6 protein-coding genes are annotated in these 13,797 nt (G+C 34.9%); all 6 read right to left on the bottom strand.

Annotated features, from left to right (window positions below):
• Positions 1–37 precede the first annotated feature (37 nt).
• Positions 38–502, bottom strand: a complete 465-nt coding sequence (locus E4O01_RS03525) for a hypothetical protein (RefSeq protein WP_253694452.1) — start codon at positions 500–502, stop codon at positions 38–40.
• A 109-nt stretch (positions 503–611) separates the two neighbouring features.
• Positions 612–10,421, bottom strand: coding sequence for a toxin TcdB middle/N-terminal domain-containing protein (locus tag E4O01_RS03520; RefSeq protein WP_253730171.1), 9,810 nt, complete (start codon positions 10,419–10,421; stop codon positions 612–614).
• 45 nt (positions 10,422–10,466) lie between these two features.
• The gene (locus E4O01_RS03515; RefSeq protein ID WP_253694450.1) at positions 10,467–11,171 is read right to left on the bottom strand and encodes a hypothetical protein; all 705 of its coding nucleotides are present in this window, start codon (positions 11,169–11,171) and stop codon (positions 10,467–10,469) included.
• Entirely contained in the window at positions 11,168–12,370 is a 1,203-nt protein-coding gene (locus E4O01_RS03510) for a type II secretion system protein GspD (protein WP_253694448.1), read from the bottom strand. Before E4O01_RS03510 ends, E4O01_RS03515 begins: the two co-directional genes overlap by 4 nt.
• Positions 12,371–12,564: 194 nt before the next feature.
• On the bottom strand, positions 12,565–13,137 hold the full coding sequence (locus E4O01_RS03505; RefSeq protein WP_253692060.1) for a hypothetical protein: 573 nt from the start codon (positions 13,135–13,137) through the stop codon (positions 12,565–12,567).
• On the bottom strand, positions 13,134–13,790 hold the full coding sequence (locus E4O01_RS03500; protein WP_253730170.1) for a hypothetical protein: 657 nt from the start codon (positions 13,788–13,790) through the stop codon (positions 13,134–13,136). The genes E4O01_RS03505 and E4O01_RS03500 overlap by 4 nt, the downstream gene beginning before the upstream one ends.
• Between the last annotated feature and the right edge of the window lie 7 nt (positions 13,791–13,797).

Genomic DNA, 13,797 nt, shown 5'->3' with positions numbered 1-13,797 from the left:
AACTAAAATTGAGTATCTACTTTTAGCAATAAAATCATCAATCATCTACATTCTCAAGAATTTTCATTTCTTTCCACTCTCCAGGTTTTGGAATATGTTTGCCGCCAATAAAGAAACCTTCCAAATAATAATCACTTAAATACTCTCCTTTACTGTAGTTAGTATCTTGAATTATTTTTTCTTCATAAAAAATCTTTTCGGCCGTGATTGTAAATTCCCAATTGATTTGGTCAAATGTAAAATAATTATCAATACCACCTATTGTTAATATTGAAAGATCATTTTCTTCTTCAATATAGGCATAATCAACATCTCCATAGCTTACATGAAGCACAGCTAAATCTTCGGCTCCCATTGTCTTAATATCTTTGATGCCTACAGCTAAAATCCGTGCTAAAATCTTATGTTTCCCATCATTTCGAGCAATTACAAACTGCAAAAACTCACCATACGGGTTACTTATAAAATATAACAACTCTGTATCATGTAACGGTAATTCCATATCTATCCTCCAAAATAATAATATATAAAAACGCCTCTAAAATCTCGTTAGATTTTTAGAAGATACCTCATCAATAAAATGACTATATTTACAGACATTATACATAATCTTAACATATATTTCTTAAAAGGTCATTAAACTTCTTAGCCATCGGTATATTATATAAGAATGTATCTGGTACAGTTCTCGGATTAGGTTTTATATGTCCGTCAGGACTATCTTTTTTTACAGGTTTACCATTAGGATCAAGATAAGGAAACTTTTTTTGGGTTGACTTATCAAGGTTGATTCTGTGCCAATGGCCTTCACCATCACCTTTGCCCCAATCCCATCTAACTTCTTCTCCTGTTTTTTTATTTCTAAAATATATATGTTTTCCGGTTTTATCTTTCTCGGTTCCAGGCTTTTTCTCCCAATCAGGTCCTAATGGATTTGAATTTGGATCAGACTTGTCAGGACCTTTAGGAGCATAATGCCAATCTAGATTATTATCAATATTCAATTTATATATACCATTATCAGGGTTTATAAAAATAGGAGTAAAAATATCGACAGGGCCAATAAATGGCTTAGGAATAGTCAAAGGAATTGGTATAGGGATAGGTAATGGAATAACTATTTGCTTTCCATCCGGATCGGTATACTTAATCGGATTATTCCCCGCATAATGATAAACGTGAAGATTGACGGTATTAAACACCCCGCCCATTCCGGGTAAATTCTCGTTATGCTTTTTTGCCTCGTCATTTATCGGTGCTTTTGGTATATAATCATTTAACGCCGGATCCCCGCTTAACCACCTCGAATACTTCGGATCTAAGTACCGCGCTCCGTAATAGTACAGTCCTGTCTCCTCATCCAGCTCTTTCCCCGTAAACCTGAACGGCAGTTTGTCGAGGCCTGCAGCTACCTCTTCTATCCACAATTCGCCGTAGGGTGTGTATTCTATATGCTCGTACTGTCTACCGCGCCAGTCGGTTACGAACTGTGCGCTGCCTAAGTGGTCGCTATGATAGTAGTATCGTTTTGCTTTTTGCTCTTCGTTGTCTCCACTGTTATCGGTATGTGTCATTGCGGTTACAAGGCGTGAGTTACCAACAAAGATATGTTTATGCACCCGCAAGCCTTGCGGGTTGTTCTGATCTTGGGTTGGAATATGTATCGTAAAGAAGTTATTGAAGTATAAGGTTTCACTTCTTCCCTCGTCGGTGTATTTAAGGGCCCGCTGTCCGTCTTCGCCATAACGGTAGTGTACGGTAAAGTTGCGGTCGCTTGATTTTGTTAAGAGGTTCCGTTCATTCCATGTGTAGTTCCGCCTATAAGCAAAGAGGTCTTGCAGGTTTGCCTGCTCGGTTTCTTTCGGAGCATCAAGGCCGAAGCCGTAATCGGCACCGTAGACATCTTCATTTTCAAAATATGAGTATGTAAATGCAAATTCTTCTTCATCGGTAAAGGGGCCGTCTTTTTCGGCAGTGATGTTGCCGTTGGCGTCGTAGCGGTAATAGCGGGTGCCTGCATGGATTAAACGATGTGCATAAGCCGGGTCGTATTCGTAATTCAGGTCATAGTCAAGTTCTGCTTTTGGATACGAGTTCCCTTGAGAGCCGGGTATGTTGGTGGTGCTTAATTTTTCTTTCATATTGCCTATAGCGTCAAAGCTGAATGTTTGTTTATATTTTGCAATACTTACCGGTGTCATACCGAAGCTCTTTTTACCCTTGTATTGGTTGCTTGTTCCTTCTACGCTTATCAGTTGGTACAAGTTGTCGTAAGAATATGTTTGTTGTGTTTCGTAGGTAGTTGCGTCGTTTGCATAGCCTAATACATTTCCTACAGGGTCAAAGGAGTACTTTATTTTTTGGAAGACGTCTTGGGTTTGTACGTTTTTGGTTTCTATCGAGTCAAGCCATCTTCGTTTTTCATCATATTTGTACCGTGTTTCTACGCCGTTGCCGTATTTTATATACATTCGTTGTGCGTGTTCGTCATAAATTATTTTATCGACGTAGGAGTATTTTATGCTACCCTTGTTTGTAGTTTTTTCTCCGCTTACGCCCTTTAGCTGTCCGCCTTTATCGTAGGTGTAGGTTATAGTTTCCCCGTCAGGGTATTTCATACTCTGCATTCGCCCAAGGTAATCCGAGCGGTATTCAAAAGAGGCTGTTTCAGGATTAGTTCCCGCTCCATAGCGGTTGATTGTTCTACTCTCTTTTATTACTTCGTTTAAGTTTCCGTAAGTATAGTGCGTTTCTCCCGTTTCATCTTTTTTGTAAGTTACTTGACCTGCACCATTTTGTCCGGGCTCTCCGTATTCGTATTCTATGTCCGGGCTAAAAGGATAGTCGATCTTTATTATGCGGTCAAAGCCGTCATACTCGTATCTTATTTCGGCAGCTTTGTTTTTTAATACCGAATCCGTTTCTGCTTGCAGCCTTCCTTTCTCATCGTATATCCATTCTTTTTTGCCTGTATCCTTGCTTTCTAATGCGGTTCTTCTTCCAAGCAAGTCATAGCTTACCGATAAAAGGTTTTCCTTTGCGTCGTATGCTCGCAGCATTTCTCCGAGGACAGAGTATTCGTATCGGGCTTTGGTAAGAAGAGTGTTGTTTTTATCTTGCCTCTCTACTTCCCTTATGTTTCCTCTTGCGTCTTTTTTGCTTATGCTTATGTTTTCTTTCGGGTCTGTTGCCCTTGTTATTTGAAGCGAAGAATCTATCGAGTATTCGGTTTTTTGTGTGTTCCCGTCAGGTAAAACCGTTAATATGTTTCGGTCTATGTCGTCATATTCGTATTTTGTTCCGTTTCTTATCGTTGTGAAATTATTTAATTCATAAAACTGTTCTATTGCCTGATACGATAAGGCGTTTTTTAAATCGCTTTCTAAGTTTCCTCCGTAAAAGAATGGCATTCCTTCTTCCGTCTTTCGTCCTGCCTTGTCGTAGTTGATTACACTTGAGATGTTCCAGCCCGTTTGGGTTTGATCATTCGTTCCGTCAATGTACACTTCTCCTTCTTTGGCTGTGTAGCTTATGCGTCCCAGACCGTCGTGAATTACAATCGTCTTCATTACACCGCTGTCTTCGGCTTCGGTGCTTATTTTGTTTTCGGTTACGGTGTACCAAAGGAATCTTTTGGAGTAATGTATGTGTATTTTGCATAAGGAGTTTTCCTGGTCCGATGATTTTTCGGTGTCTTTGTCTCTTTCAAAGTCGTAGGGGCTTCTCACCTCGGTTACTCGCCCAAAGTTGTCGTACTTATAGCTCATTGTATTGTTTGCCGCATCCGTTTCTTTTAGTTTTACTCCTAAAATACGATCCCATTCTATTTTACTTGTGTAAGATTTATCTCCTTTAGAGCTTATCTCTTTTATTTCGATAGGATATATGCAGTCAAGGTATTTGTATTCGGCTCTTTTACCTGTCGGGCTTGTTACTGTTTTTACGTTTCCGTCCTCTGTCCATTCTATGCGGTTTACAAGATATGCTCCATGCGACGTGTATTGTTTTAATTCCGTTAAGGCGCCTGTTCTGCTGTCGTATGCACCCTCCCGTTTACGTAAAAGAGTTCCCGTCTTTCCGTGTAAGACTTGTATTTTCTCAGGGTGTGCTTTAAAGTATTTCTCTTCACTCGCCCCCTTCCAATATGTTATTTCCGCTATGATATCATCATTTGTGTTTGTTACCTCTCCCTTATCGTAAAGTTTTGTTACGTTTCCGTATTTGTCGTACTCGTATTCGCTTTCGGTTTTTATTTCGTTGTAGTTTTCTCGTATTGTGTTAGTTTCTTTTTTTATTCTTGCATGGGGTGCTGTGTCTATCTCGTATTCTTTTATTGAGTATACTCTGTTTCCGTTTTTTATTATTTCGCGTTTTACCATGCCTTTACGGTAGTAAAAGTCTATATAATACTCTGTTTCAGTTACTGTCCCTATTGCGTTTTTACTTTTTACCGTTTTAAAACCGTAGAATTCTTTTTCTATTCTGTTATAATAGCCGTCTTCGTAGGTGTAGTAGGTTGTATACTCTTGGCTGTTACCCGTTTTACTTTTTAATCCCGATTTTGCAGTTACTTCACTTAATACGTATTTACTTTGGGGCAGCTCTACCGTGTTTCCTACCCTCTCATATTTTAATTCGTAGCTTCCGCCTTGGGGTAACTTTATCTTTTTTAGTAAGCCTACCTTGCCTAAAAGGTTGCGCTGGACGTATACGGCTCCGTTACTTCCGGGTATTCTCAATACTCGGTCAGCTAAACCGTCACCGTCTATGTCAAGCATTGAAACATTTACACCGGAAATTAAGCCGGAAGCCATAAAACCTTTACCTAAAACAGCCGGAATATTAAACTGTACTTTAACGATCGGAATCGGAATATTTGTAGTCGCTCCTCCTCCTATACTTCCGGACAAGGTTACGGATGATGAAAGTCCTATGGAATTTATATTTTGCAAAAGTTTAAAACTTAAAGGGTTCAGTGATAAACCACTGCTTGTAAATGCAGATTCAACATGTTGTAAGTTTATTTTTCGCAAAAATTTAAAATTATTAAGAAACGAAATGAAAACGTTTCCATCAATCAGATAAAATATATTGGCGCCTTCTTGCGTAGTATAATTCCATTTAGGAAGCTTTATCTTAATTCTCTTATCTACAAATTTTCCGCCGGTATTAAGGTGAAGATAAGCCTCATCTTTTCCTGCACTTATTGCATCTACATATCCGCTTCGCAAATTAACAAGCCTTTGTGTTACAAGGTTATACGAGCCCGAATAACTTATGGATGCTGAAGCATTTAAAGAAGCAATAGCTGTTTTTCCTTCGCCTGAAAGCTCGGATCCTGCACCGATATTAAATGAACCTGAAAGAGTATATGAATCTCGTTTCTCTAAATTCGTATTAAGACCGTTATATTCAATAACTCTATCTCCTACATTCAAGTATGTATTATTTTCTCCAATACTATCAGGCAATCCGTCTCCATTTATATCGATAAACGATAATTTATCACAACTTCCTCCATGACTAAAACTAAATCCGCCTCCAACGCTTCCGGATAAAGGTATTGAAGTCAATACTTTTCCGTTTGAATCATATATTTTTTTTACTGAACCGCTGCGGCTTATTCCGCTTCCATAAGTTTTACTTTCATCTTCACTCTCTGTAATAGCGTTTAAATTTTCTACTTTATATGCTTCACTAAAATTTTCTGCAAAATTTAAATTTACAAAAACACCTCGCTGCCCGTCATGACTCGATTTTATAAAATCGGCAGTGCCGTTTCCATCAAAATCGGTAAGTAATATTCCTGTACTTGTTTTTCCGTTTGAAAAGCTAAAACTAAAATTACTTAAAAGTTTTCGTAATATTTTCTCAAACATTTTTTTTGCCAAACTAAACAGATCTTTTTTAAATTTTTCTACAATGTTAATACCAAGCTTATCTTCTATTTTTTCAAAATTAAATGAGTTGGCAAAAGAATGCTCTTTATTTATGCTTCCGGATGATTTTATTAAGATACATTCATTAGAGACTTGTTTTAGTTTATCAATTATTTTATAATAATGTACACCTCCGGCTCTATTAATAAATATCATATCTTTATTGATAAAAGGTGCATATGTTTTTACTTCATTTTTACCTACCAATATATCTTCAGTTATTCTTCCTACATAACATGAATCATCTATCTGTACATCTATTTCATTTTCTCTCGTTATATTTTCATATTCGCCTTCACTATTAAGAATCTGCTGGTTTAACATCAAAGGATAGTAGAATAAAGCATATTTGTCATCAACATTTTTCATTGCTTCTTCTTTATTCGAATTTTTTCTTTGTATATTCTTTTTAAATTCGTCTATATCGGTTTTATTAAAATCGGGTTTTAATTTTTTCTCGGCAAATTCATATTTCGGTTCTGTTTGATTATACATCCAAACTCCATAGAACCATTGGTTATACCCGCCTGCCAGAATTTCCTCAGTGTAAACTTTGTTTATGGACTTTACTATTTCTTTTTGCTTTTTTTCTTTTAACAGTCCATCTTCTTCCACAGTAACCGCTAATTCCACCTCTGATTCGGTTGTATAAGATATAATATCATCACGCACATCCTTCCCTACATAGTCTCTTCCGCTGTCCCAATTTTCTATATCGATTTTTATGTATTCAAATTTATTTTTTTCAAATATAGGTATCTTTATATAATCATTTATACCATCATTCATTACCATATATTCATCATTATGATTATACCTTATTTTTCTCTTTATTTTTTCATACCGACCGAGCATCTCATTTTCCACTTTTTTTTCAAGATTCTCATATTTTAATATTTCATCTCTTCGTTGAGCTTCATTCAATTGTTCTAATAAGACAGCTTCCACTAGATTTAAATATTCACTATCTTTAAGATTATAGGTTTTGTTAATTTCATCATATTCATATCCAAGACTTTCTGCATATTCAACTTCACCAAAAAGTTTTAATATTCTATTTAACTTTGCAATTTCTTCATCATTCAACTGAGATTTAAGATTATAACTATTAAAACCTACAATGTATATACTACTAAGGAAGTTTTGTCCATCTTCGCCTATTTCTCGTACCGCTGTATTTACTAATCTAGAATATAATTTTTCATTTATCGAATGCCACCTACTGTTATTTGTATTATATTCTTTTTCTTTTTGTTTATATTCAAATATTTTTTCTATTTCATTTTTCCCCAGTTTAAAACCTTTTGGTTGATAATTACAACACTCATACTCTGCATAGCTACCGCTATCTTTTATTTTAAACAGTACTGTTATAGTCCTATATCCTTTTTTTATTTCTGCTTGACCTATTTTTTCTTTTCCTAAATATACATCATTTCCTTTCAATATAAGATTTTTATTATTCAATTTATCCAAGTAGATGTTATTCTCACAACCTATATACCCAATTCGCTCAATTCCTATTTCTCTATTTTTATTATCACGGCTTCCAATCCACTCTTCCCCTGTGAAAAAACCGTCATTCATAAATATTCTTTTCTTGGCTTCTTTTATTATATACTTATTTTCGTAAACCAAAAGTTTCTTAATTTTATTAATGTCAATAGATTTCAAAATATTTTTTAATTTTTTTTCGTTTTCATCAAATTCATTTGTCGAGACAACTACTTTACTTTTTCTCAAATCTTCATCAAGCAATATATATTGTTCTTTGCTAATATCATATTTATACATTTGCCCAATCGTTTTTTTTATTTCATTTTGATTTTCTTCACTCTCATACCCGTCAGCTTCTAACAATATTTTTATTTTTTCTTTATCTATTATTATCGGCAAAAAATTTCTTTTTGCAATCATATATTCTGCGGCTGTTTTTTTTCTTACATCGTCAGTAGTCCCATTAACTCCTTCATTTAAAATATTTTCATAGTCTTTTTTTATATTACTTCCATCTTTAGTTCTAATAATTTTTAATTCATTTGCAAAAAAAACTTCTCCATTTTCAATTCTCCAGCTTATTTTTTTGTTCATATCATTAAAAGGCTTTATTTTTTCATATTTTAATTTTATATTCCAATTTATTAGTTGGCCTCCCATATTACAATTGCCATATGGAACAAAAAATAAACTATCTCCATCATTTATCCTCACTTTTGTATTTTGCTTTCCATTTCTTTTTTCATCATATATTCTATCCTCTATCAATAGTGTATTTCCACTATATATTTTTAATTCAACTCCATTCTTATTTTTATTTGATTCTTCTAATACAGCTAATCCGTCTATTCTTACTTCTCCTCCATATTTGCTTCTCCATTGTCTAAACGGATTTTGTTGATGATAAATAGCATTATATTTTTTCACATCTTCATCATTATAACTCAATGATGAAGTTCTTAAATTCTTTATATTAGCAAACGGTTTCACTTCAAATCCGCTGCCCGTATTTTTTAAATAGTATTTTTTTCCTATTAATGCTATATCTAAAAATCTATCTCCATCTATGTCGATAAAACTTGTTTCAAGATTTACACCATTCATTTGCTCTGTATTACTATATGTTACACCGGCAGCACCTCCTTTAGGGCTTCCTGCTCCAATATATGCATTGTGGCTTAAGCTCATATTCCATGTATTTTCTTTTTCTATTCCATCAATATCTATTTTCCATATTTTTGCATCATCAAATCCTTGTCCATTATTAAGCATAACCGAAATTCCGTTTTTCACCATTCTTACTACATCAACTTTCCCGTCTCCATTGATGTCTACCATACATTGTTGTGCACTGCGAACTCCTTCACTATCCGATGAACCCTGTCCGTAAGTTCCTCTTATATCATATCCTCCTCCGGCAGGTCCGACCCCCAGTCCTGTTGACCATGAAAAATTTGAGCCGCTATTATGGCCTTCAGATACACTTATGGCACCTTTGCTTTGTTCAAATATATTTGTCTCTTTATACCATCTTTCACTTTCTCCAAACGCCTTTATGCTTCCATCTCTTTCTTTTTCCGCTTCTTCGTATTCAAACCCGTATGCGTACACCCCTTCTTCTTTGCCTTGACCCTTTACTTCTATGCTCTCTAATAAGCTTTCTAAAAAGGTATTCGCTTTATATTTAAACTCATATCTTTTTACTTCTTCCCCTCTAACTTCACTTCTTATCTCGCTTATCCTCTTACTTTCTTTCTTTAAATACTTTCCCCTTCCCTCTACTCTCTCATCTTCTCTTCCCTCATACTCTATCTTTATCCGCCTCTCTCTTTCTTTTCCATACACTATCTCTTTTAATAATACTTCTTCTCCTTCTTCATCTTTCTGTTTCTCATACACATACTCTATTACATTCCCAAAGCTGTCTCTTTTTTCATCCAAGTAATATATGTATTTTTTCTCTTCGCTCACTCCGCTCCAATTCTTAGCTCCGTATATCTTTACACTCCCGTCTTTTTCTTTTATTTCAAAATAGTTTCCGCTTCCCTTTCCTTCTGCCCAATCATTCCTTATTGCCGCATAGCTTTGTTTCCTGTCTTCCTTCCACTTCCCTCCTTCATATCTTACCTTTATTCCGTTTATCAAATACGTGTCTTTGCCGTTATATTCAGGTAAGCCCAATCTTGTATCTATACTTATGCTTTCTATTCCGCTTAAACTAAAGCCTTTGCCCAATAACCCGTACCCGCTTGCGCTTGAATAGCTTACCGCGAGTTCAGGCGTAAACCCTCTTACTCCGCCGGGTAATTGCAGTTTCATGTTAAATGAGGCACTTCCTTCACTTACCCCCTTTAATCCTTCTATTCTTTCTATCCCCCCTGCTGCATCCGCGGCTTTTAGTTCTTTTATGCTGTTTAAGTTTATGTTTACAGGACCGGGCGATTCAGGTAAGCTTAACGTCCCATTTATCATATCCGTAAAATGATTTGTGTAAGACTCTATTATCTTTTTTTCTACATCTACGCCCTTCCTTTTTAACGCTTCCCATGCTTTCTTTCTTTTATTATAATAATACGTATATATCTCTTGTGCATATTCTTCTTCTATACGCTCATCATATGCCATTTTTATCAAACATTCTTTTTTAAATTTTTGCCCCTCAGGCTCAAACCTGTACCCGCCCAGTCCTGCCGTTACGTTTTTTACTTCCCCTTCTTCTACTCTTATTAACCTGCTTATCTTTATTTCAACTTCCTTTTCCAAGGCTCCTATTGGTACTTCAAATCTTACTCCTTCCCCTTCAATTATGCCCCCTTCTTTTCCTATTACCTTGCTTGCCAATAAAATACTGTTCTTTATTTTTATCTGTCCTTCTCCTGCTCCTGCCGCATACAGGTTTACAGGCAATACTCCTACACTCATGTATACTATAAATAATACTATCGAAATGCCTTTTTCTTTTATTGCTTTTATTATCTTTTTCATTTACTTTTATCTCCACTCTTTTTATAAGACTTTATTTAAAATCCTTTACTTTACCTTGTATTCTATCCAGACAAACTCATCAGGAAATTTATCCTTCGCTGATACTACTCCTATTAACCCGGCTTCCCCTTCCCCCAGTAAATATTCGCTTGAATCGTTTATCGTATATGACGGATTTCCTGAATACTTTTCATCGTTAAAATATATTTCTATTTTTTTTCCTTCTTTCTTTACGCTTATTATGTTTTCTACTCCATACCCTTTATTTAATTTTTCACTTTGTTTTTTCCACTCTATGTGTTTGTATAACCCGTCTACTACATATCCTACAGAATATTTTCCGTCAGTATGTATCAATATTACAAGCATACTATACTTTTTCTGTCCCGCTTCAGTTTTTGTACTATAACACACTAATCCGTATCCGGCTTCACTTGCCCCTTCTTGTTTTATAACCTTTATGCTCGGCTCTTTTTTATCTATTTCCTCTCCCAAAAATTTCCATAGCGTATAACCGCGTACTCCCCAGTATTTTAAGTTGTTTGTTTTTAATATTATTTTTTCTCCTTCTTTTATAAACAGTTTATCTTCAAACGGATTTGTCCCTCCCTGTTCTTCTTCATTTCCTTCAAGCTCACTGCCTTCTTCAAAAGCTCCGCTTTCTCCATCCCTTATCCGGTTATAAGGATTAACGCAGCCTGTTATCACAAATATTATAATTAAGATTATCACCTTCTTTATTTTTTTCATTCTTTATCTTCTCCTTCTATGTATTTTTTATAGAGCCTTATAAGCCTTTCTCCGCGTCTTTCTTTCTGCCCTTTTTCTCGGTGTAAATACGGCACTATGTAGATGACCATTTCAGTTACAGTTTCAGAGCCGTTTATATCTTTAAAAGCTAAGCCTGCTATCGGTATGTCTCCTAAACCGGGAATCTTTTTTTCGCTTGAGTTTTGTTCAACCTGTAATAAGCCGCCTATGATAATCGGTTTACCGGAAGGAGTACGCACTTTTGTTTTTACTATTTTTTCCGATGTGGGAGGTAAAACTCCGCTTGTCACTCCTCCTGAACCCTGTTTTGACACTTGTGCATTTACTTCCATGGTTATCATTTCGTCTCCGGATACATTACCTTTTATGTTAAGTAATAAACCCGACGTTATCTCTCTCATCGAACCGTACAGGGGCTTACCGTTTGAATCAAGGGTTTTATCTATATATCTGAATGTATTGGTATTTTGGAATCTTACTTCTTCTCCCGTTATTCCGTTTAATGTCGTATCCGCTAAAACCCTTGCCTTGTTTTCAGCCAGTTCAAAATTAAGTTTTGCTATAAATTGATAGCCGAATTTACTGACTATATCAAAGTTTATATTAAATATATTACTCATTACGCCTGAAAACTCGTTAATAGGCTTTCCCTTAGCTTTTTTGACTTCAAGACTTTTTGCCCAATTTATGTTTTCACTTTTTTCGTATTGTACTACCAAAAGCTGATATCTTATCTGTGCTTTAGGCCTATCTATAAGTTCCAATTCCTTTAAAAACTTTTCCTTTTTTATATCGTTTCCTCTAAAAAATATAAGATTAGGATTTCCGGTCAAGACTATACTTTCTTTACTTACCGCAGGCGGAAGATGCTTTAATAATTCTTCCGAAGATATATACTTTAATAATACTTCTTTTTCTTTTCTTTCCGTATCCAATATTTTGATATATTCATTTACTATTTTTTGATCTTCTTTGTTTCCTTTTATTACAAATCCGTTTATATCCGGCAATATATTTATCTTATTTTTTTTCAGTTCTTCAGGCAATGCATCTATAAATCTTTTTACTTCAATATACTTTAATTCATATTTTTCACTTTTTGTATCTTTAACTCCTTCTTGCCCATATAGCATACATACCGAGAAAAATAATATAAATAAAACTGCCTTCTTTTTCATTATTTCTTTCCTATTCTATTGATAAAAGCCTTAACGTATACGGATAGCATTCTCCACCTGCACTACCGCTTACCACTATATTTCTATCCAGCGATATTTTAAAGCTTAATTCTTTTTCTCCATCCGTATCATTTTTATTATGATAACCGCATTAGTTGCAGGCTTTTCACTGCTGCCGTTATACGGTTTTGTTATTATAAAGGTAAATTAGCTGCATCGTATACTATTGCTATCTTGGCCTGTCTTTTTGCAGGGATTCTTACCTTGTACCAATCCTCATCCTCTAAAACGGTTCCTTCATGCGATCTATAATAGTATACATTTCCTTGTTTATCGTTTTGCAATAATACGGCCTTTTCTTTTCTGTCGTTGGGTTCATATACATCTTTTACCTGTTTACTGTATATACCCATGTAATGCACTTTCCCTGAAAATCTTTTTTTTCCTCTAATCTTATCAAGCCTATAGATATATCTTGTATCTTCCTTTAGTACCCTATCTTCATATTCTTTATCTTCTCCATTGTATACTTCTTTAAACTTTAATACGCTTTTATCTTCACTTCTCATCAAGACATATTTATCACACCTTTCATCTTCTTCCCAAACGCATCTTATTACATTCTCTTCACTAAAAGAATCTACATTTACATAAAAATTATCAGGGTCTCTTTGATCCCGCGATACTATCTCATATACGCCTGTACCGCATGCACCATTAAAAATTACAATAATTATTATAAGAGATTTTAATATTTTACCTCTCATCTTCTTTTATACTCCTTTTTAAAAACTTCCACTTCAACACCTATCTTGCCTATATACTTACTCATGACTTTTTTATAGAATACAAACTCAAATTCGTTTGCAAACATTATTTTTATCTTATCATTTACCGAGTACTTATAACCAATTCCCGTAATTATCCCAACGGCTCCCGATGTATTAACTTTACCGTCCGAATATTTGTCTTGATATGACACTATATCCAGCCCGTATAGAACCCCGGCCTTGCCGTAAATTCTATGAATATCATAAAAGTTCATATATATGTTGGTATACCCTATGGCATTAAGATTATTTAAATAACTTTTTAACGCTTCTTTACGGTTTACTCCTAATCTATAATCCAATGATAGCCCTACGGAAAAATAAACCGGATATGTTTTTATAAAAAACACGCTGTCATCAGGTATTATTTCAAAACTGCCTCCTATCCCGATAGTCCCGCTCATGTACTTTACCCATGCCTTATTCATAAATGTCCAATACCCGATATATGCCTCTACATTTATTTTGCTGTATTTTTCTACTTCCTCCTGCTGCGGAATATAAAAAATTTCATGTAAACTGTCCAAAACTTTTTTACTTATGTTTTTTATAAATCTTTCATAATTCTGTATCCCGTCTTTTTCATACACGGTAAAT

It is taken from the genome of Treponema sp. OMZ 790, assembly GCF_024181285.1.
GTDB lineage: Bacteria > Spirochaetota > Spirochaetia > Treponematales > Treponemataceae > Treponema_B.
The sequence above is the reverse complement of the archived record's forward strand: the minus strand, read 5'-3'. Positions and strand labels throughout refer to the sequence as shown.

Bases quoted from the DNA above. Each gene is read 5' to 3' on its own strand.
- E4O01_RS03525 (WP_253694452.1), bottom strand. From the start codon at position 502: ATGGAATTACCGTTACATGATACAGAGTTGTTATATTTTATAAGTAAC.
- E4O01_RS03510 (WP_253694448.1), bottom strand. From the start codon at position 12,370: ATGAAAAAGAAGGCAGTTTTATTTATATTATTTTTCTCGGTATGTATG.
- E4O01_RS03515 (WP_253694450.1), bottom strand. From the start codon at position 11,171: ATGAAAAAAATAAAGAAGGTGATAATCTTAATTATAATATTTGTGATA.
- E4O01_RS03505 (WP_253692060.1), bottom strand. From the start codon at position 13,137: ATGAGAGGTAAAATATTAAAATCTCTTATAATAATTATTGTAATTTTT.
- E4O01_RS03520 (WP_253730171.1), bottom strand. From the start codon at position 10,421: ATGAAAAAGATAATAAAAGCAATAAAAGAAAAAGGCATTTCGATAGTA.